The 21,421-nt window shown below is 63.1% G+C and carries 17 protein-coding genes; 9 read left to right on the top strand and 8 right to left on the bottom strand.

All coding sequences use genetic code 11. The annotated features are described in order from the left end of the window. Positions 1–501: 501 nt before the first annotated feature. Positions 502–2,742, top strand: coding sequence for a glycoside hydrolase family 3 N-terminal domain-containing protein (locus AB7C87_RS04820; RefSeq protein ID WP_369728384.1), 2,241 nt, complete (start codon positions 502–504; stop codon positions 2,740–2,742). 196 nt (positions 2,743–2,938) lie between these two features. Next, positions 2,939–4,201: a glycoside hydrolase family 11 protein gene (locus tag AB7C87_RS04825; protein WP_369728262.1), complete on the top strand. Its 1,263-nt coding sequence runs from the start codon at positions 2,939–2,941 to the stop codon at positions 4,199–4,201. Between the two features lie 142 nt (positions 4,202–4,343). Here the strand turns inward: AB7C87_RS04825 and uxaC are convergent, their stop codons facing one another. Next, positions 4,344–5,708 (bottom strand): glucuronate isomerase, encoded by a 1,365-nt coding sequence (gene uxaC / locus AB7C87_RS04830; protein WP_369728263.1) that lies wholly within the window; start codon positions 5,706–5,708, stop codon positions 4,344–4,346. A gap of 206 nt (positions 5,709–5,914) precedes the next feature. Here uxaC and AB7C87_RS04835 point away from each other — a divergent pair, with 206 nt between their 5' ends. After that, complete coding sequence (locus AB7C87_RS04835) at positions 5,915–6,997, top strand: LLM class flavin-dependent oxidoreductase (protein WP_369728264.1); 1,083 nt, start codon at positions 5,915–5,917, stop codon at positions 6,995–6,997. Positions 6,998–7,102: 105 nt separating this feature from the next. On the opposite strand, the gene AB7C87_RS04840 is transcribed toward AB7C87_RS04835, so the two are convergent. From AB7C87_RS04840 to AB7C87_RS04850, 3 genes are all read right to left on the bottom strand, one after another. Further along, positions 7,103–8,161: a mannonate dehydratase gene (locus AB7C87_RS04840; protein ID WP_369728265.1), complete on the bottom strand. Its 1,059-nt coding sequence runs from the start codon at positions 8,159–8,161 to the stop codon at positions 7,103–7,105. A gap of 81 nt (positions 8,162–8,242) precedes the next feature. After that, complete coding sequence (locus tag AB7C87_RS04845; RefSeq protein ID WP_369728266.1) at positions 8,243–8,608, bottom strand: hypothetical protein; 366 nt, start codon at positions 8,606–8,608, stop codon at positions 8,243–8,245. Between the two features lie 73 nt (positions 8,609–8,681). Beyond that, positions 8,682–8,924, bottom strand: a complete 243-nt coding sequence (locus AB7C87_RS04850; protein ID WP_369728267.1) for a hypothetical protein — start codon at positions 8,922–8,924, stop codon at positions 8,682–8,684. A 153-nt stretch (positions 8,925–9,077) separates the two neighbouring features. Between AB7C87_RS04850 and AB7C87_RS04855 the strand changes: the two genes are divergently transcribed. Continuing rightward, positions 9,078–10,055 (top strand): endo-1,4-beta-xylanase, encoded by a 978-nt coding sequence (locus AB7C87_RS04855; protein WP_369728268.1) that lies wholly within the window; start codon positions 9,078–9,080, stop codon positions 10,053–10,055. Positions 10,056–10,079: 24 nt separating this feature from the next. Here AB7C87_RS04855 and AB7C87_RS04860 read toward each other — a convergent pair whose 3' ends face one another. Beyond that, positions 10,080–11,543, bottom strand: a complete 1,464-nt coding sequence (locus AB7C87_RS04860; protein ID WP_369728269.1) for an endo-1,4-beta-xylanase — start codon at positions 11,541–11,543, stop codon at positions 10,080–10,082. 327 nt (positions 11,544–11,870) lie between these two features. On the opposite strand from AB7C87_RS04860, the gene AB7C87_RS04865 reads away from it, so the two are divergent. Then, the gene (locus tag AB7C87_RS04865; RefSeq protein WP_369728270.1) at positions 11,871–13,946 is read left to right on the top strand and encodes an alpha-glucuronidase family glycosyl hydrolase; all 2,076 of its coding nucleotides are present in this window, start codon (positions 11,871–11,873) and stop codon (positions 13,944–13,946) included. A gap of 99 nt (positions 13,947–14,045) precedes the next feature. Here the strand turns inward: AB7C87_RS04865 and AB7C87_RS04870 are convergent, their stop codons facing one another. Beyond that, positions 14,046–14,312 carry a hypothetical protein gene (locus AB7C87_RS04870; RefSeq protein ID WP_369728271.1) on the bottom strand — a complete coding sequence of 89 codons (267 nt, stop codon included), beginning with the start codon at positions 14,310–14,312 and terminating at the stop codon, positions 14,046–14,048. Between the two features lie 118 nt (positions 14,313–14,430). Here AB7C87_RS04870 and AB7C87_RS04875 point away from each other — a divergent pair, with 118 nt between their 5' ends. Both AB7C87_RS04875 and AB7C87_RS04880 read left to right on the top strand, forming a co-directional pair. Continuing rightward, the gene (locus AB7C87_RS04875; protein WP_369728272.1) at positions 14,431–14,652 is read left to right on the top strand and encodes a hypothetical protein; all 222 of its coding nucleotides are present in this window, start codon (positions 14,431–14,433) and stop codon (positions 14,650–14,652) included. A 101-nt stretch (positions 14,653–14,753) separates the two neighbouring features. Then, positions 14,754–15,212, top strand: coding sequence for a hypothetical protein (locus tag AB7C87_RS04880; protein WP_369728273.1), 459 nt, complete (start codon positions 14,754–14,756; stop codon positions 15,210–15,212). A gap of 12 nt (positions 15,213–15,224) precedes the next feature. Here AB7C87_RS04880 and AB7C87_RS04885 read toward each other — a convergent pair whose 3' ends face one another. Next, on the bottom strand, positions 15,225–16,391 hold the full coding sequence (locus AB7C87_RS04885; RefSeq protein ID WP_369728274.1) for an ABC transporter ATP-binding protein: 1,167 nt from the start codon (positions 16,389–16,391) through the stop codon (positions 15,225–15,227). Further along, the gene (locus AB7C87_RS04890) at positions 16,388–17,449 is read right to left on the bottom strand and encodes an ABC transporter ATP-binding protein (protein WP_369728275.1); all 1,062 of its coding nucleotides are present in this window, start codon (positions 17,447–17,449) and stop codon (positions 16,388–16,390) included. Before AB7C87_RS04890 ends, AB7C87_RS04885 begins: the two co-directional genes overlap by 4 nt. 465 nt (positions 17,450–17,914) lie before the next feature. Here AB7C87_RS04890 and gfo6 point away from each other — a divergent pair, with 465 nt between their 5' ends. Both gfo6 and AB7C87_RS04900 read left to right on the top strand, forming a co-directional pair. Beyond that, on the top strand, positions 17,915–19,006 hold the full coding sequence (gene gfo6 / locus AB7C87_RS04895; RefSeq protein WP_369728276.1) for a D-xylose 1-dehydrogenase Gfo6: 1,092 nt from the start codon (positions 17,915–17,917) through the stop codon (positions 19,004–19,006). A gap of 380 nt (positions 19,007–19,386) precedes the next feature. Continuing rightward, a complete protein-coding gene (locus AB7C87_RS04900; RefSeq protein ID WP_369728277.1) occupies positions 19,387–21,204 on the top strand; it encodes an ABC transporter substrate-binding protein in 1,818 nt (605 codons plus the stop codon). Positions 21,205–21,421: the final 217 nt, after the last annotated feature.

The following is a 21,421-nucleotide window of genomic DNA, read 5'->3' on the forward strand; positions in this document are numbered from 1 at the left end:
CTGAACCATCGAGCGTCGAGTCGACAGGTTCGGAGGAAGCGCCCCATGGCCCATGTGACCAACACACGGGAATATTTTACCGATAGTGAATGGGTTTCTCTACAAATGGAACTTTGTTCTTATCTGGCGGAGAGGACCGGATCCGCGAAGAACTGCGTTTTCGCCAGACGGCTTATACCCACAATTACACGCGTATGTCTGTAATACACCGGAGGGAAGCCCTGATACCCGACGAGTCTCGAGAGCACGGGCACCGATTGGCACCGCTAAATCACATTCTGTGATAGTGAATTCGATTCTGTCTTTCATTATTCCCGTTTTAATTGTCGAATATTTCTCCCGGAACGAACCCGTCGGTTGTCACGATCGATCCCGCTCACTGTCAGAAATACTAAGACGGTCGGATACCTCGATCCGGTCGTGACGTCAGAACTGGCTTCCCCCGACTATCTGGACGAATCGGAGCCCGTCTCGGCTCGAGTCGAAGACCTCATAGCGCGGATGACCCTCGAAGAGAAGGCCGCACAGCTCGGCTCGGTCAACGCGGATCGACTGCTCGAGGATGGCGAGATCGATGACGACGCCGTCGCGGAGTGGCTCGACGAGGGAATCGGCCACTTCACCAGACTGGGCGGCGAAGGCGGGCTCTCGCCGTCCGAGGCCGCACGAGTCACGGCCGAACTGCAGTCGTACCTGCGCGAGGAAACGCGCCTGGGGGTCCCCGCGATCCCACACGAGGAGTGTCTCAGTGGTTACATGGGGCCGGAAGCGACGACGTTTCCACAGATGCTCGGGATGGCAAGTACGTGGAATCCCGACCTGCTGGAGGCCGTCACCGGAACGATCAGAAGCGAACTCGAGGGGATCGGGACGGTCCACGCGCTCTCGCCGGTGCTCGACGTGGCGCGTGACCTCCGGTGGGGCCGCGTCGAGGAGACCTTCGGCGAGGATCCCTACATGGTCGCGGAGATGGCCTGTGCCTACGTATCGGGGCTCCAGGGAGACGGTCGGGACGACGGCATCACCGCGACGCTGAAACACTTCGTCGGCCACGGGGCGACCGACGGCGGGAAGAACCGTTCGTCGCTCAACGTCGGGCTACGAGAGCTTCGCGAAGTGCACCTGTTTCCCTACGAAGCGACGATCAGCGAGGCGAACGCCGAGTCGGTGATGAACGCCTATCACGACGTAGACGGCGTTCCGTGTGCGAGCTCCGAGTGGCTTCTCACGGACGTTCTCCGCGGCGAGTTCGGCTTCGACGGCACGGTCGTCTCCGACTACTACAGCGTTCGCCATCTGGTGACCGAACACAACACCGCGAACACCAAACCCGAGGCGGCCGTCCAGGCGCTCGAGGCCGGTATCGACGTCGAGTTGCCGTACACCGAATACTACGGCGAACACCTGGTCGAGGCCGTCGAATCCGGCGAACTCGCCGAGGCGACCCTCGACGAGTCCGTCCGGCGCGTCCTCCGCGAGAAGTTCCAAAAGGGCGTCTTCGACGAGTGGTCCGTCGACGAAGACGCCGCGGCCGACGCGTTCCACACCGAAGGCGCACGGTCGGTCGCCCGAGACGCCGCCCGCGAGTCGATGACCCTGCTGAAAAACGACGAGGAACTCCTGCCGCTCGAGGCCGATTCGGTCGCCGTCGTCGGCCCGAAAGCCGACGATCGCAAGGAGTTGATGGGCGACTACGCCTACGCCGCCCACTACCCCGAAGAGGAGTACGAGTCGGACGCGATCACCCCGCTTGCGGCGCTCGAATCCCGCGAGGGACTCGAGGTGAACTACGAACGTGGGTGTTCGATTTCCGGGCCCTCGACCGACGGGCTGGATGCGGCGGCCGACGCGGCCGCGTCGGCCGACGTCGCGCTGGCGTTCGTCGGCGCCCGTTCGGCCGTCGACTTCTCCGACGTCGACGCCGACAAAGAAGAGAAACCGAGCGTCCCGACCAGCGGCGAGGGCTGTGACGTCACCGACCTCGGACTGCCCGGCGCCCAGACAGACCTCGTCGACCGCCTACTTGAGACCGACACCCCGGTCGTCGTCGTCCTGGTCAGCGGCAAACCCCACGCGATCCCCGATATCGCCGAGGAAGCTCCCGCGATCCTCGCCGCGTGGCTCCCGGGCGACGAGGGCGGCCCCGCCATCGCGGACGTGCTCTTCGGCGAGTACAACCCCGGCGGGAAACTCCCCGTCTCCCTCCCGAAATCGGTCGGACAACTCCCGGTCTACTACAACCGCAAGGAAAACACCGCAAACAAGACCTACGTCTACACCGACAGCGACCCCGTCTATCCGTTCGGCCACGGGCTCTCCTACACCGAGTTCGAGTACGACGACCTGGACCTCTCCGCGGAGAGCGTCACGCCGCTTGGAACCGTCACCGCGAGCGTCACCGTCTCGAACGTCGGCGACCGCACCGGCGACGAGGTCGTCCAGTTCTACACCCGCGCGACGAACCCGAGTCAGGCCCGCCCCGTCAAAGAGCTTCGGGGCTTCGAACGAGTCTCGCTCGAGCCCGGCGAGTCCAAACGCGTCAGCTTCGAACTGTCGGCGACCCAGCTCGCCTTCCACGACCTCGAGATGAACCTCACCGTCGAGGAGGGACCCTACGAGATCCAGATCGGCCGATCGGCGACTGACGTCGTCGCGGCCGAGGAACTCGAGGTCACGGATACGAAGACGGTGCCAAAGACGGCCCGCACGTACTACACGGAGTCGGCCGTCGACGCGGAATAACACACGCAGTTTCTCTTTTCTCCGCTCTCGGGGAGTCACTCACGAGAGCAGTCCAGTACGTCGTCTCGAGAACGGGACGACCCTTGCTCAGGGAATCATCTCACCATTCTTGTGTCATAATTATAATAAATAACCATCAGAAAAACTTATTAATCATTGTCGTTGGATATTTTGTTTGTGTGTGACCAACTCTCTCATGAGTGAGCCACACACCAAAGCGGTGAATCGGACGACTGAACGGCGCATCTACCAACAAACGATGACAGACAACGAGACACACAACGCGGACGAATCGACAGCGAACGTGATCGATCGACGCAGCTACATGAAAACAGCAGCGGCAACCGCAGTGACCGGCCTCGGTATCGGCACGGCAGCAACTTCGGTCGCCGCCCAGGAAACGCTCACCGAGAATCAACAGACCACCTACGACGGCTCGTTCGTGTCGTTCTGGACCGACACCGACGACACGGTCTCGATGACGCTCGAGGACGGGGGCAGTTACAGTGTCGACTGGCAAAACACCGGCAACTTCGTCGTCGGGATGGGCTGGGATCCCGGCGCGAGCCGGACAATCGAGTACGATGCGACGCACAACCCGTCGGAAAATTCCTATCTCTGCGTCTACGGATGGACCACGGACCCACTCGTGGAGTACTACATCATCGAAAACTACGGTTCCTATCGGCCGGGTGACGAGGAACACGGAACCCATCAGAGTGACGGCGGCACGTACGACATCGCCACATCCGAACGCATCGAAGAGCCCTCTATCGAAGGGACGGCGACGTTTACCCAGTACTGGAGCATTCGGCAGAACTCCCGGACCAGCGGCACCATCAACATCGGCAATCACTTCGATGCCTGGGAGAACCACGGCCTCCAGTTGGGTAATCACGATTACCAGATCATGGCCGTCGAAGCCTGGGGCTATCAGGGTTCGAACAGTGCTTCCGTCTCGTTCAGTGAAACCAGCGGCGGTGGCGGTGACCCTGGTGGCGAGCCCGGTGACGGCAACGGCGGCTCCTCCGGCGACCTCGCCGATGGCACCTACGGTATCCAGAACGTCAACAGCGGCAAGGGCCTCGATGTCTCCGGCGAGTCGACAGACGACGGCGCGAACATCCAGCAGTACGAGTACTGGGGCGGCACCAACCAGCAGTGGAACGTCGAGGACACGGGCGGCGGTGCGTACCGTATCGAGAACGTCAACAGCGGTAACGTCCTCGACGTCGGCGGCGAGTCGGACGGCGCCAACGTCCAGCAGTACTCGGACCACGGTGGCGACAACCAGCGCTTCTACCTGCATGACCAGGGTGGCGGCCAGTACCACATCCAGCCGGTTCACACCGAGAAGGCCCTCGAGGTCGAAAGCTCCTCAACCGACGACGGTGCCAACGTCCAGCAGTACGAGTGGCACGGCGGCGACAACCAGCTCTGGACGTTCGAAAACGTCTAATCTGGACTCGAGCAGAGAGTGACGCTCTCGAACGTCACTGTACACTCGACCCGGACGGCACTGCGATCAGTGCGTGACTCGTTTCAAGAGCGAACGCACTTTCGGCGGCACGTCACCGTCGAAAGGACGTCGTCGCAGGAGTTTAGAATCCGTACAGTTTGTTCGGTCGCTCGTAGGCGAGTCGCTCGACGAGATCACGGGCCACGTCCATCGGCATCTGACCGCGCTCGACTTGCCGGCCGACGACGTTCGCGAGCGAGCGTCGGAACATCTCGAAGCGCGAGCCATAGGAGAGCAGTTTTCGCGAGTCGCTGACCATCCCGGCGTGTTCGTAGAGGAGTTCGACGGTCCCAGCGTACTCGAGTTGGTGTTCCATCCCGAACGGGCTGTCGTTGAACCACCAGGCGGGGCCGATGGAGACGTTGGGAAACACCCGCGCCATCGTCGCGATCGCCGGATACTGCGTCGGGTCGAGCGCGTAGAGGACGATCGGCGTTTCGCCGTCCAGTCGGTTGAGCAGGTACTCGAGGGAGTCCGTCAGTTCGACGTCCCCCGCCGACACGTCTCCGCCCCCGGCCGGACCTACCCGGTCGTACACCGCGTCGCGGTAGTTTCGGACCGGGCCGAGGTGAAGCTGAGTGACCCACCCCTTCTCGGCGTTCAACTCGCCGACGTACTCGAGGAGAAACGCCTGAAAGTCCGCGACGTCGCGGTCGGTTACTGGCTCTTCCGCGAGCGCCGTCTCGTAGACCGCACGCGCTCGCTGTTCGTCGACGGGACGGGAAACCGGTTGGCGGACGCTGAGATCGGTCGCTCGACAGCCCCGTTTCGCGAAGTAGTCGTGGCTCGCCGACAGCGCCTCGAGAAAGCCGGCGAACTCGTCGGCTTCGATCCCCGTCGCATCCTCGAGGTCGGCGACGAAATCGCCGAACGCCGCGCGATCGACCGTCAGCGCACGGTCGGCCCGCCACGTTGGGACGACGTCGACGCCGGAGACCTCGTCGACGGCGCGCTCGTGGTACTCGAGTGCCGACGTCGGATCGTCGGTACTGGCGACGACCTCGACGCCCATCTCGCGGAGGAGCGGCTGCGGTCGCATCGCCGGCTCCTCGAGTTGGGCTTTCGTCTCGTTCCAGATCTCGTCGGCAGTCTCCGCCGATATCGGCGTCTCGATTCCGAACCGCCGTTTCAGATCGAGGTGGACCCACTCGTAAGTCGGGTTGCCGGCGAACGTCGGGAACACCGCCGCGAGCGCGTTCCACTTCTCCCGGTTCGACGCGTCGCCGGTGATCAACTCCTCGTCGATCCCGCGATTGCGCATCAGCGCCCAGACGTAGTGGTCCGTCGACGCCTCGGCCTCCCAGATGTCGTCCCATCCCTCGTTGTCGACGATTTCGGCGACGTCCGCGTGCGTGTGCGGATCGACGATCGGTCGGTCCGCGATCCCGTCGTACAGCGTCCGTGCGGCGTCGGTCTCGAGTAGATACGCCTCGTCGAGAAATGCCATACTGGGGTCTCACTCGAGTCGAACATAAAAGTACGGATGCGCATACGGTCTGCTGGAAGCCATCGTCGGCACAACGCGACCCGGAGCGGTTGGGCCGATACATCGGTACAGCAAACCGTATCACGCCGCGGGCCGATAACCCGGGATACCGGTCTCGAGTGCGGAAACGATCAACTATTTAGTTTCGTTTTCCCATGTACGAACCGATGACCGTATCAGATTCGACCGACCTTACGTTCGGGTGTCAGGTCGTCACCTACGGCGACGTCGAGCGGACGATCGACCAGGCCGTCCAGGCGGAGTCCGCCGGTTTCGACCTGCTCACCGTCCCCGACCACCTGTTTCATCCGACGGGATCCGAGGAGTTTCTCGTCGATCCGCCCTGGGAGGCGTTTACCGTCTTGGGTGCGATCGCACAGCGAACCGAGGAGGCGACGTTGATGCCCGGCGTCACCGACTCGGTCCGGCGCCACCCGACGGAACTGGCCCACGCCATCGCCACGCTCGACCGGATGAGCGACGGTCGCGCGGGGCTGGGCATCGGCGCGGGCGAAGCGTTCAACTTCGTTCCCATCGCGGACGTCGACTGGGACGATCCGTTCACCCGGTTCGTCGAGGCCGTCAAGATCGTCGACGGCCTCTGGAACTCCGAGGCTGACGATCCCTTCTCGTTCGACGGTGATCACTTCGGTCTCGAGGACGCCCACATGGGCCTGAAACCCGCACAACAGCCTCGTCCGCCGCTGTGGGTCGGCGGCTACGGTCGGAGCATGCGCGGATTCGCCGGCGCGTTCGCCGACGGCTGGATCCCGTGGATCTACTCGCCGGAGCAATACGAGGCGGACCTCGAGCGGGTCCTCTCCGTCGCCGAGGATCGGGGTCGGGACCCCGATTCGCTCGACCGCGCGGTGATGGTCCCGACGACCGTCACCGACGACGCAGACGAAGCCCGCGAACTCGCGATCGAGCGCAATCGGACGAGCCTGGCACTTCGCCCGCCGTTGCTCGCCGAGATGGGCTACGAGGAGATCGCCGAGGAGACGCCGATCATGTGGCAGATGGCATTCGACGAGGACCAGGAACGAAAGCTACTCTCGGCGGCCGAACGGATTCCCGACGAGGCCGTCGACGAGGTGTCCGTCTCAGGCGACCCCGAGCGGGCGATCGACCGAATCGAGGCGTTCGTCGACGCCGGCGTCGACACCCTGATTCTCATCCCCGTCGGCGACTTCGACGAGACGGTGTCTCACTACGAGGAGACGATTCTTCCGCACTTCCAGGGAGAATAGCACCGATCGGCCCCGGCGAAGCCGATCCACGACTCTTACCACGCGAACACGAACGATCAGCCGCCGCCGAAACGGGTGTCTCCGATACCGATCCGTGACCAGCCGTCACTCCCCGCGGGTCTCGGCGCGACGTGCCCGGAGCATCCCGCGAAGGTAGCCGACCGTGTACGCCCGACCGCGGTGTTCCCAGTCGGTGTCGTCCTCGAGGTGGGGCGTGTGATCGGGAATCATCATGCCGTCGAAGCCGACTTCGTCGAGGGCACAGAGCAGTTCGTACTCGTCGTAGTTACCCTCGTCGACGAACGTCTCGTGAAACGCCGGCACCGTTCCCTCGACGTCACGGAAGTGGACGTAACCAATCTCGTCGCGCTCGCCGAAGTACCGGATCACTTCGGGCAGGTTCTCACCCATCTGTGACCAACAGCCAAGACAGAGGTCGAGTTTGTGATTCTCACTCGGCACGAGGTCCATGGCCCGCTTGAAGTTCTCGAAGTTTCGAAACAGCTGTGGAACGCCGCCCAGTCGTTCCATCGGCGGATCGCTTGGGTGGAGACAGAGGTCGACGCCAACCTCCTCGGCGACCGGGATCACTTCGCGCAGGAAGTGTTCGTAGTTCTCCCAGAGCTCCGCCTCGGTGTACTCGCGATCGTGCGTGAGACTCGCGTCGAGTTCGTCGGCGTCGAACGCCGAGACGGAGGCGCCGCCGCGCACAGCCGTCGATCCGGTCCGCCAGACGCCAGCGGGCGCCCAGTGGTAGCCGAAGATTGGGATCCCCGCCTCGCCGATGTGTCGGATCGTCCGTTTGAGCTTCTCGAGTTGCTCGTCTCGGTTCGGTCCGCCGAGCATGACGTCCTCGTAAAAGGAGATAGGGACGTTCTCGATCGCGTTGAGCCGGATTCCGGCGTCCTCGATGCGTTCGCGTAACGCGATCAGGTTCTCGACCGACCACTCGCCGTCGCCCTCCAGAGGCATCCGCTCGTCGTCCGGCATGTGCTCGTAGTCGGGATCGTACTGGTACATGTTCAGCAGGATATCCTCGACGCCGAGCTGTTTGACGTATCGCAGACGTTTCTCGGTTGGGTCCATGAACTGTCCGAGGCCGATCCGCATCGGTAACTCCTCGAATCGACTCGCCGATCCCCCCTCGTTACTGTCCGAAGCCATCGGCCGTAGATACCGAGTCGGCCGAGTTAAGTAATGTGGTCGGTCGTACGCGGCGTTCGGTTCCCGGGGTACTCCGTCCGATCAGGACTCGAGGTTCCCTTTCGAGTCCCAGATCGCCGTCACCAGGTCGACGAACACGGACGTTCTGACGGGGTAGCCGTCCTCGTCGGTCGCCCCGAGCGGGCTGTCCCTGACGTTGGCGACGAACTCCTCGGTGTAGGCCCACTCCAGAAGCGACTCGCGGACGTCGAACGTGATCGTATCGTCCTCGTCGGTGTCGAGCCAGGAGACCGCACTCTGTCGGGAGTCGTACTCGATCGTGTACGTCTCACCGCCGAACAGTTCGACCACCGTCTCCATCGGGCCGACCTCGAGTCGCTCTTGCTCGCCGACGAGAACGAGGGTCCCGTCGTCCACGTCGGCCCCGTACCGGATCGGTTCTGTCATCGGACGAGGGCTACGGGGTCCAGACGGATATAGTTGGCTTCCCGAACGATCCGGGTGTTCGCCCGCCTGCGGATCAGCGTCGTCGCTCTCGCTCCTCGAACGGATCTCTCGCGGGGGCCGCTCCCTCCGCGACGTCGAGATCCCGGATTCGGCGTTTGTACTCCCAGTAGCCGCCACCACCCAACAGCACACCGAGGACGAGCCCCATGATCGGTTCCCCTCGGACGAGGAAAAACCAGCATCCGAGGATACCGAGCAGGACGGACACCCACATCGCCCGTCGGGCGAATTTGCGTTGTCGTTCCGTCGAGGTCATGAGCCCACGTTTGGTGAGGAGCCATACAATCCTTGCGTCGCGGTCCCCCCGGTCGAAGGGCTCGCCACGTTCTCGGTTTCCGCGCCGCCGCGGGTCGGTCGTTCGACGTCTCGGCCACCGGGATTTATGTGCTGGGACGCCTCTGTTTGGACGATGTCGAACGAGCAAACGCTACGAGACGTCGCCGACGAACGAGGGGTCTCCCTCGGCGCGGCGATCGACCCCGACACGCTCCGTCGCAATCCAAGCTACTGGAAGACCGCCTCGAGCGAGTTCAACCTCCTCACACCCGAAAACGCGCTGAAGATGGGGCCGCTCCGGCCGTCACGACACACGTACGACTTCCGGGACGCCGACGCCGTCGTCGAGTTCGGCGAGAACCACGACGCGACGATCCGCGGACACACGCTGGTCTGGCACAACCAGAAACCGGATTGGTTCCAGGCGTGGGAGTATACGCCCGAGCAACTCCGGGCGTTCCTGCGCGATCACATCCACACCGTCGTCGGGCGCTATCACGGCCGGATCGACGCCTGGGACGTCGTCAACGAGGCCGTCGCCGACGACGGCTCGATGCGCAGAACGGTGTGGTCCGACGCCCTCGGCGAGGAGTACCTCGCGGACGCGTTCCGGTGGGCCCGGGAGATCGACCCGGACGTCGATCTCTACTACAACGATTACGGTGCCGACGAGGTAAACGAGAAGTCGGACGCCATCTACGACCTCCTCGAGCGACTGCTCGCACGCGACGTCCCGATAGACGGCGTCGGCCTCCAGTTACACGCGCTGGGCGATTGGCCCGACCCCGATTCGATCGCCGAGAACGTCCGACGATTTCAGGATTTGGGTCTCGAGGTCGAGATCACCGAGATGGACGTCGCCTACCACCGCGGCGAGGCGCCGTCGAATCCCCTCGAGGTCCAGGCGGAGTACTACCGGGACGTCGTCGACGCCTGCCTCGAGGCGGGCTGTGAGACGATCGTCACGTGGGGCGTCGGCGACGGAAACAGCTGGCTCCGGGGCTTCAAGGACTTCGGCGAGCGATACACCGGCGATCCGCTCCTGTTCGACGACCGGTACGAGCCGAAGCCGGCGTATCACGCCGTCAAAGACACGTTGCAAGATCAGTAACGCGAGTGCTGTGGGGCGGCCGCGCTATTCGTTTTCGTCCGCCTCGAGTTCGAGTTCGACGGTGTCGCCGCCGTCGGAGAGCGTCGCGTCAGTCGTCACGGTTTCGTCCGCGTGCGTCGCGGTGATCTCGTACTCGCCTTTGAACCCGCTGGTCTCGTAGACGCCATCGTCGGTTTCGCCTCGTTCGTCGGTCCACCACTGCTCGAAGACGAGGTCAGTGTAGGCGTCGTAGGCGGGTTTTGGCTCCCAGTCGTCGTCGAACAGCGGCGCCTCGTCGTGCCAGTGTCTGCCGTCCCAAAAGCCCCACATCAGAAAGTCCGTCGTCGCCGGGTGACTGAAGACGGTCTTCAAGAACGTATAGAGATACTCGCCTTTCTCCTCGTCGTCCCAGGTCGCTCCGTCGGTGTCGTACTCCGTGATGCGGAGGTCGGCGCCGTAGTCGGCGTAGGAATCCAGCCCCGCCATGATCTCGTCCGGCTCGAGCGTCTCGCTCCCGCTGAAGTGACACTGCATCCCGATGCCGTCGATCTCGACGCCCTCCTCGAGCAGGAACTCGATCTGGTCGCGGTACCGGCGTCTCGTAGAGGAGTGTGGGCCCGCGAGAACGTTGTAATCGTTGACGTCGACGCCGACCCCCAGGTCGTCGCCGACGTCTGCGGCCTCGTGGTACCACTCCGCTAGCACCGGCGCCTCGACGGGATCGACGTCGGTCCCGTCGATCGTCGTGGCGAGTTCGGGTTCGTGGATCGCCTCGTTGACCACGTCCCACTCCGCCATCTCGTCGCCGTAGTGGTCGATGATCGTCTCGAGGTGATCGAACGACCGCTCGCGAGCGTACTCCGGATCCTCGTCGGGATCGGTCGCGCCACCTTCGGTCCACTCGATCCCCATCGCTTCGACGACGTCCGGCGGAACGGCCCAGCCGTCGACGTTCGCCCACAGACAGGCGTGGCCGCGCATTCTCAATCCGCGCTCGAGTAGCCACTCGGTCGCCTCGTCGGCGAGTTCCTGCTCGTCCTCGAAAAAGCGCCACTTGTGGCCGTTCTCGAGGACGGCCTTGTTGAACAACTCGGGGATGTACTCGCGGTACTCGTCGCCCTCGTCAGTCTCCGTGATGAGCGTCGTCGCGTTCACCGCAGTTCCGAAGCCGAACTCGTGTTCGCGCATCTCGACGTCGACCTCGACACCGTCGACTGGCTCGCCGTCGGCGTCGACCACCCGCACCTCGAGTTCCGCGGTCCGGTGTTCCCGAATCCGTTCGTCGGCCGCGGGTTCCCACTCCGCACCGTCTGCGGCGTCCGCACCCACGTCGTCGCCGTGGCCCGCGTCGGTCTCGTCGCCGGTACTGTCGTCTTCCCCGCCGTCGCCCTCGAGGCCGGCACACCCGGCGACGGCACCCATGGCACCGATCGAGTACAACAGCGGTCGTCGACGAACACGTCTCGAACGCTCCGGGCGGTCATCGCTCCCGGGATCATCCTCCGACATGCGAACACGTCTCGAGCGAATCGGCTTAACGTTTTTCGGCGATTCGACGGGCCGTGTTTATAGTAACAACTGAAACGATGTACACACCGATCGCCGATTCGTCTGGCGATCGGGTGTGCATTGACGTTCAGTGGCTACTATAGTTTTCGCTGTCGGATCGCTGCAACGACCGAGACCACCACGAAAGCCCCTGGCTCGCTCGGGGAAGGCGCGCGAGGGGCATTCGTGGTGGTCGCCGCCAGTATTGATTTCTCGGAGTGGTATCTAAACACCACCATTCGACAACCGGGAACGCTTATAGCCTCGCTCGCACACGTCCACGTACGAATGTTCGAGACGACATACGACGACTGTTGGCTCCGGTACGACCGGGTCGACGACGCGTTACGTCCGGGGTACCGTCGACGACTGACCCACGCCTACGTCTCCGAGGGTGCACCCGAACTCGGCGCCGTTCGGGCCGAGCTTCGCCGGGGACTCGAGGGGCTACTGGGACGCGAACCCCACCTCTGGCAACACCCCCCGCGATCGGTCGATTCGTTTCTGGCGATCGGACACCCCGAGGAGATGCGCCCGATCAGTGAGACGATCGACGTCGACGAGGCGTGGAATCTCGCCGACGGCGGCTTTCTCATTCGAACTGTGGAGTGGGAAGGACAGGAGTGTACCGTGCTCACGGCCTCGAGCGATCGCGGCCTCGTCTACGGGACCTTCCACCTCCTTCGGCTGGTCGCGACGGGCGAGCCGATCGACGACCTCGACGTGCGCGAGGAACCCGCAAACGAAAACCGGATCGTCAATCACTGGGACAACCCGTTCCGGCGCTCCGTCGAACGCGGCTACGCCGGCCAGTCCATCTTCGACTGGGAGCGCCTGCCCGACGTCCGCGAGCGCTATTTCGACTACGCGCGTCTGCTCGCCTCCGTCGGAATCGACGGCGTCGTCCCGAACAACGTCAACACGGGGATCCCATCGCGGCCGACCGAAAACGACGCCGTCGCCGACCGCGCCGGCTGGCAACTACTCGCACGTGAGAATCTCGAAAAACTCGAGGCGCTGGCGTCGGTCTTTCGCCGGTACGGCATTCGGATCTATCTCTCGGTCAACTACGCCGCACCGATTCGACTCGGGGGACTCGAGACAGCCGACCCCTTAGATCCCGGAGTCAGACAGTGGTGGAAAGACAAGGTCGACGAGATCTACGAGATCGTCCCGGACTTCGGCGGCTTCCTCGTCAAGGCCGACTCCGAGGGCCAGCCGGGCCCCTACGACTACGATCGCTCACACGCCGAGGGCGCGAACGTCCTCGGCGAGGCGTTCGAGGGCCACGACGGCCGCGTCTGGTGGCGCGCGTTCGTCTACTCCGAACACGACGACCGCGCAGTCCAGGCCTACGAGGCCTTTTCCCACATCGACGGCGAATTCCACGACAACGTCACCGTCCAGATCAAAAACGGCCCCATCGATTTCCAGCCGCGAGAGCCAATCTCGACGCTGTTCGGTGCGATGCCGGAGACCAGCCTCGGCTGTGAACTCCAGCTCACCGGCGAGTACACCGGCCAGGGCGTCCACACCGCCTCCCACGTTCCGATGTGGAAGGAGATCCTCGAGTTCGACACTCACGGCGACGGCGAGGAGAGGACTGTCAAGGACGTCCTCGCCGACGTCGAGGGCCAGGGAATCGCCGGCGTTGGCGTCGTCGGCGAGGACGAAAGCTGGACCGGCAACCACCTCCTGCAGTCGAACCTCTACGGCTTCGGCCGACTCTGTTGGGACCCCGACCTGAGTTCCGAGGAGATTACCCGAGAGTGGGCGAGACAGACGTTCGGGGGCGACGAGCAGGTCGTCGAGACCGTCACCGACATCCTACTCGACTCCTGGCACGCGTGCATCGACTACCACACCGGCGGCCTCGGCCTGATGCACATGATGTACAACGGCGAGGAGGCCCTCGAGAATCACTACGATCCCGCCCCCTGGGAGTGGCCGGAGTACCACGGCGCGACCGCCGAGGGCATCGGCGTCGACCGAACCTCGAGCGGTAGCGGTTACGCCGCCCAGTATCGCGATCCGCTCACAGAGCTGTACGACGACCCGGAGAGCTGTCCCGAGGAGTTACTCCTGTTCTTCCATCACCTCCCCTGGGAGTACGAACTCACCGACGGGACGACGGTGATCCAGCGCCTCTACGACAACCTCCATGCGGGCGCCGCGACCGTCGACGATCTTCGCGAGCGCTGGCTCGACCTCGAGGGGAGCGTCGACGAACGACGCCACCGCCACGTCACAGCGCGCTTCGACGAACACGCACTCCAGGCCAAGCGGTGGCGCGATACGCTCTGTACGTACTTCTACGAGAAGTCGGGAGTCCCCGACGAACGCGGGCGGGTTCCGACGGAGTGATCGGTCGCTCTATTCGGCGTCATTGACCGTCCGCCGGACGCTTTCTGGCCGGTTCGCGACGTGCCACCGATTTGGCCGCAGATGGGGAAGCCGACCGTATTACTCCAGTTCCGAGCGGTCGATCCGCCACTGGCGAAGCGCTTCGGTCGTAAACGAAATCGAGTACAACGCGACGTATCCGAGAGCGCAGATGATCAGCGCGACGACCGCGTACAGCGCCAGAAAGCCCGCGATGAAGTTGGTGTAGCGCGGTCCGGCGATCCCGGTTACGTCGACGATCACCCCGAGGACGAGCAAGAGACCTGCGACGGGAACGAGCGTGAACAGGTACGGGTGCTCGAATCGGTCCATGTACGTATCGATCATGATCTATCGGTGGGCCGCTCGGCATATCAATCATGCGGTCTCCTCCCAAACGCTGACCGTCCCCATCGTCGTCACGCCCGTACGTTTATCTGTACCGGAGCGCTACCCACGCGTACCGATGTCGAACCGACCGTCGTCCCGGCCGTCCAGTTTCAGTCACCAGATCTGGATCTGGCTGTTCACCATGTCGGTCGTCCTCCTGTTGTTGCTCGGCTGGTCGTTTCTCCACCTCGAGCCAGGGACGCCGTCGTACGTGATCGGTCAGGTCAGCCTGATCGTCCTCCTCGTCACGCTGGCCGGGACGCTCCTCGCGATGGTCTCCGGCTGGCAGCCGTTCTGACGGCCGGAGTGGACGACCGCCTGCTTGACTCGGATCAAACACTCTTTCCCAAGCAAAAATCGTCGGGAAGTATTATATTCTAGCCGACGACTACTTCGAACATGATAGATTCCCCGTCGGATATTCTCGGATTCATATTCATATTCGGAATGTACGTCGCGGTCGTTTTGACGTCGTTTCCACAGCACGTCGCGCTCCAGGGTGGACAGGGATGGGTCGATCCGTGGCAGGACCGATACGGTGAACTGTACCGACGGTACGATCCTGATTTCGATCACCTCAACGCGTATACGGGTGGAGGAACGATCGGTCAGACCGTCGGCGTCGTCGGGCTCGCGGTGATACTCTCGGGGATCGGAATGGACGGCGTCGCCGAATCGCTCGTTTCCGTATCGATTATTCTGACCGGAGCGTATCTCGTCTACGACGCCGGCCTCACCATCCGTACGGGGCGTTCGATGGCGGATTTCTCGTTGCTCTGGAAACGCTCCCCGCTCGTGACCGTCGCGGTCTTGATCGTTTTTGCGGTTCCGCACGGAGCGCTCTATCTGTTGCTATAATCGACGATCGACTCAAGAGGACGCCTCGTCCGTAGCCGGCGAATCGTCCGGTACGGTGTCTTCGGAGGTGTCGTCGGTAATCTCTTGGCTCTGCCAGTACTCGTGGTCGTCGACCTCGCGGAAGCACTTCGTCCGGTGGTACTCCTCGTCGCCACTCTCGTAGAGGTCGGGCGATTGCTTCCGGCAGGCCTCCCGTGCCTCCGGACAGCGGGTGTGGAACCGACAGCCGGACGGCGGGTTGGTGGCGTCGGGAATGTCGATCTTTCGCACCGGCGGCGATTCGCGCATCGCCTGGGCGGCCTGCTCGGGATCGAGCTTCGGCGTCGCCCACTGTAACACCTTGGTGTATGGGTGTTGGGGGTCGTTGATGATCTCGTCGGCCGTGCCGATCTCGACGATTTCACCGAGGTACATGACGGCGATCTTCCCGCCGGATTTTCCGGCGAGATAGCGGGCGTTCGCCAGGTCGTGGCTGATGAACACGAACGACGTGTCGAACAGCTCTTGCATCTCGAGGAAGAGATCCATCACACCGATCCGAAGCGAGACGTCGAGGGCGCTGACCGCCTCGTCGGCGAGGATTACCTCGGGTTCGACGAGTAACGCGCGGATGAGCGCGACCCGCTGTTGTTCGCCCCCGGAGAGCTGGTGGACGTACCGCTGGGAGTAATCCTCGGGTGGGCTAATTCCCGTGCGTTTCAGCATCTTAAGGATGCGCGCGCGCCGCTGGGCGTAATCGAGGTGGGGGTGCCACCGTTTCAGCGGCACCGCGAGATTCTCGAGGACCGTCCGGTAGGGGTTGAGCGCGGAGCCGGGGTCCTGGTGGATGATCTGGAGGGATCTGCGGATCTCCTCGAACGTGATGTCGTCGTCTTCTCCCTCGCGAACCTCCCAGATGTCGTGTCCCCGATACTTCACCGAGCCGCCCGTCGGGCGGGTGAGACCGACCATCGTCTTACCGAGGGTGGTCTTCCCACAGCCGCTCTCACCGACCAGCGCGAGCACGTCGTTCTCGCCGAGGTCGAGGTCGACGTCGTCGACGGCTCGGACGGCCGGATCCTCGGTCAATCCGAGTCGATCGCCGAGCCACGACGGCGCCATCGAACTCATCATCGAGGTGTCCTCGAAGTGCACCTCGAGGTCGCGAATCGAGATCACCGGATCGTCGCGGCTCGTCATGGGTCCTCACCTCCGAAGGCGAGCGGGACGGCCTCGTCCGCCCGTTCCCAGTAGTGACAGCGGACCTCGTGGCTGGCACTGACCTCGGTGAACTCGGGGTCGTCCACCGTACATCGATCGTCGCCGAGCGGACAGCGAGGGTGGTACGAACACCCTCGCGGGTGGCTGACCGGATCCGGGCTCTCGCCCTCGATCGGGCGCATCTCCTCGAGTGAGATCTCGAGGTTCGGGGTCGACTTCAACAGCGCTCGCGTGTACGGATGCGATGCGTTGCCAAGGATCTCGTTCGCTCCCCCGACTTCGACGAACTCAAAGGCGTAGAGGACCGCGAGGCGGTCGGCGAAGCCGGAGACGATCGGCAGGTCGTGGCTGATGAACACGAGCGTGAGGTCGTACTTGTCCCTGATATCGTACAACAGGTTGAGGATCGACCGCTGCATCAACAGGTCGAGCGCCGCGGTCGGTTCGTCCATCACGAGCACCTCCGGCTCCAAGATCAGACTCAACGCGATCAGCGCGCGCTGTTTCTGTCCGCCGCTCAGTTCGTGGGGAAACGACGAGAGCATTCGCTCGGGATCGAGGTGGAGATCGGAGAACAGCTGTTGGGCGCGTTCGAGCCCTTCGCCTTTGTCCCAGTTGTGGGCGTCGAGGGTCTCCTCGAAGTGTTCGCCGATCGTCATCGTCGGGTTGAACGCGCTCATCGCGCCCTGGAACACCATCGAGATGTGCTCCCAGCGAACTTCGCGGAGTTCCCACGGTTCGAGGTTGAGGACGTCGATCGGATCGCCCCCCTCGGGGTAGTACGTTATCTCACCGGTCAGGATGCCGGGATCGACGACGGCATCGAGCATGGCGTCGGCAAACATCGATTTGCCGCTTCCGCTCTCGCCGACGACGCCGAGGGTTTCACCGCGTTCGATATCGATCGTGACGTCGTTCAGGACCTTCGAGACGCCCTTGTCCATCTCGAATCGGACGTTTGCGTCCCGAACCGTGAGGATCGGATCGTTCGCGGATCGACTGGACGACTCGCGCGTATTTGCGACGTTATTTGCCATCTTCGCTCACCTTTCCCCCAACTCGTTCGGTCCGCCGGGGCCGTTGGCGTTCGGATTCCACGCACCAAAGCCACATGACATTGCATATCACGTTTGCACTTGGATCATATATATCATTCCATCGGTCGAGCGTCGCGCTCGGCGATCGTGGGCAGGGACGGATCGTTGTCCCAGATCACCGCGAAATTCGCAGACGGATGGGTGTCCGTCGGTGCTAATGGAGACCGGATACCACGACGCCCGGCATCAGTCGTCGTCGGAACCGTAGCCGACGGCGGCTGCCCGTGAGAGCGGACGATCCGTGCTCACACCGGTACGAGACTACGGACAACCCGTACAGACACCGGCATGTGACCGTGGCCAATCCATGCAGACGCCGGGAGACCGTAAACGGGCTCGCTGCTGAAAGACTCCTAACGAGGCGTATCGGGGCGATTTATTACACACCGGCCGCAACGAACCGGCATGGAATCGGATGACCTCCGACAGTATCTCGAATCGTTCACCCGCAGGGAGTGGCAGGAATCGTCGACGGACGCGGGCCCCGTCCGGTTCGCACTGATCGGCCTCGGATGGTGGACGGTCGACGAGGCGATGCCGGCGATCGAGGACTCGACGTTCTGTGAGACGACGGCGGTCGTAAGCGGCTCGAGCGAGAAGGCGGAGTCGGTCGCCGACGAGCACGAATCGGTCGAGGTCGGACTCACCTACGAGGAGTTTCACGACGGCGTCTCGAGTGAGACGTACGACGCCGTCTACATCTGTACCCCCAACGCTCGCCACCTCGAGTTCGTCGAGACGGCGGCGTCCCAGGGGAAGGCCATTCTCTGTGAGAAGCCGATGGAGGCGACGCTTGAGCGAGCCGAAGCGGTCGTCGACGTCTGCGACGGCGCGGACGCTCCGGCGATGATCGCCTATCGGATGCACACCGAACCAGCCGTCAGGCGTGCGCGCGAGCTCGTGAGGTCGGGAGCGATCGGCGAGCCGGTCTCCGTCCACGGGACGATGACCCAGTCGATCGTCGGCTGGGGCCCCGATCAGTGGCGACTCGACAGCGACCTCGTCGGCTACGGCGCCAGCGTCTCCGATCTCGGAATCTACCCGGTCAACACGACCCGGTTCGTCCTCGACCGGGATCCGGTCGCCGTCCAGTCGATGATGGACTCGACACACGAGTACTTCGAGGACGTTCCCGACGAAGTCGCCGCGTTCACCGTCTCCTACGAGGGCGGGATCTACGCCGCGTGTACGGCCAGTCAACACTCCCAGCTCCAGAGTTTCCTGCGGATCGTCGGAACCGACGGCTCGCTGACGATCGAGCCTGCCTTTCACATGGACAGTAGCCTCAGCGTCAGGGTCGGCGAGGCGACGGTCGACGTCGAAACCCCGCAGGTCAACCAGATGGAAGCGGAGTTCGATTACTTCGCCGACTGCGTCCTCGCCGGACGCGAACCGTACGCGGATCCGGAACACGGTCTCGTCGACATGCGAACGCTCGAGGCGATCTACGACGCGGCCGAGCGCGAACGGACGGTTTCGGTCGATGCTAACCGCTGACGTCCCACCGTCGACGAGAGCGTCCGACCGGTGTCTGATCGGTAACTGATACGGTTTACTGTCAGTCAGTTCCGGCGCACCCGCGAACTGGCGGCGGTTGCAACGGTGGACTCGCTGCACTCCTTCACCGAGACTCGTCTCACACGGTTCGACTCACCGCCGGGACATCGGGACAGCAATACGTATGAGACGACCCGCTGTCGGCCAGTTCCGGGACAATCGAGAGACGAGGTACAGTCAGATCGGCCGACCGGCACGACAGGCCGTTTTCGGCAGGGATCGATCACGAAGTGGCCGACCGCGAGACTCTCGAGGAAATCGACACCGTGTGGATTGGTACCTCGAAACATTTATAATGGACTATTGTACATATTTAGCCGATGCCAGCAAGGAGATACCGCCATGACTACCTGTCGCGACGACGGGTACTGGCGTTGACCGGTGTGGCAGGTGCAACGGCACTCGCAGGTTGTTCCGGAGACGAAAACGGAGACGCGGACGACCTTCTCGGTGGGGACCACGACGAAGTCGAGGTCGATTACCCGGAGAATTACGCCGAGGAGATGAACCAGGCGGTTCCCTCCGGAGCCGTCAACCCGTTCGACGACGAGCACATCTTCAACCCGTACCACCACGCGTGGAACCCGGGAGACGCACAGGAGACGTCGTTCGAATACCTCACGATCTTCCACACGGAAGAAGGCGAGTTCATCCCGCGCGTCGCGGAGAACTGGCAGATCGACGACGATCTCCACACGCGCGTCGAGATCAGCGACGAGTACGCCTGGTCCGATGGCACGTCCGTGACCGCCGCTGACTTCGTGACCGCGCTCAGGCTGGAAGGCTACATGCAGATGGGGATCGAACAGTACGTCGATCCCGACACCGGAGTCACGACCGACGGCGACTACGCCTTCGAGATCGAACCCCGAGACGAGTTCACAGATCTCGAAGAAGAGTTGTGGCTGAACCAGTGGATCGAAGCACTGCTCAACGTCTCCGAAGCACAGTACGGAGAGTTCATCGAGGAGTTCGAAGCGGCTGATTCGGACGACGAGCACGAGGCCGTCCAGGAGGACGTCATCGGATTCGAGCCGAGCTGGAACGAGGCCCTGTTCTCCGGGCCGTTCGTCTTCGTCGAGGCGAACGAGGAGTTCGCAGACCAGGTGCCAAACCCCCACCATCCGATCGCCCAGGACTGGGACTTCTATCTCAGACACGGCGAGTACGAGGGTGAGGAGGGACTCCACGCCGAGGAAGTCGACTGGGAGCACAACGATCCGACCATCGAGAACCTCCCGGACATCTACGACGAACCTCCGGTGTCGTTCTCGGGACAGTCGTTCGCGATCATCTTCGGAAGAGACGACGAGTACATCCGCGACTATCCGGAGGTCCGACAGGCACTGGCCTACGCCGTCGACATGCCGAATCTCGTCGACGTCACCTCTCCGGGGACGCCCGTCGATACGTACTCCACTGGGATCGATTACGGCTACGTCGAACACTTCGTCCGCGACGACGTACTCGATGCGATGCCGAACTACGCCCCGGAAGACACCGACACCGCACAGAATCTCCTCGAGGACGTTGGGTTCACCCTCGAGGACGACGAGTGGCACACCCCCGACGGCGATCTGTGGACGCTCAACTTCCCGGTGGGCGACTGGTTCGATACGCACTCCGAGATGGTCTACAACAACCTCGCGGAGTTCGGCATCGACGTCGACTACTTCCTCGACGAGATGCCGACCTGGCAGTCCGAGGTCGAACCCGACCTCGAGTTCGACCTGACCGTCCACCTGAACTACGGGATGGCACGGCAGTACCACGCCCACGCCGACCTCTACGAGGAGATGTACAACCCCGACCGGGGTATTCTCACCGAACGAAATCTCTTCGACGAGGTCGTCGAGGTTCCCGAAGTTGGCAACCCCGACGGCGATACGGTCGAGATCGACATTCCCGACGCACTCGACGGACTCGCGGCGGCACAGAGCGACGAAGAGGCGATGGACTACGCGACCGACCTCGCCTGGGCGCACAACCAGCTCCTCCCGGCCGCGGTGGTTCACCCGTGGAGCGAACACTACTGGGTCAACGCCGGCGAGTGGGACTTCGACCTCGATTCCGACGCCTGGCTGACCTCGAACCGGATCACCCACTACCTCCTCGAACACGGACTCTCTCCGGAGTAGAGGCGATCGTTGCCGGAACAATTTTTTTAATGATGTATCGACCACTGGTGTTAGTTGGGTCGTCTAGGTACAATCAGTGAGAGTCTCCCACCATACCGTTACCACGGTCGTTGTCATACCATTCGGGACGACCCTACGGGGGAGCGACCGCTCGTCGCTCAACGAGGTACCACGAACGGAGGTATCGTCACCCGTCGTCAACCAGTCGCCCGATCGA

Source organism: Natrarchaeobius versutus (assembly GCF_041205745.1).
Lineage (GTDB): Archaea > Halobacteriota > Halobacteria > Halobacteriales > Natrialbaceae > Natrarchaeobius > Natrarchaeobius versutus.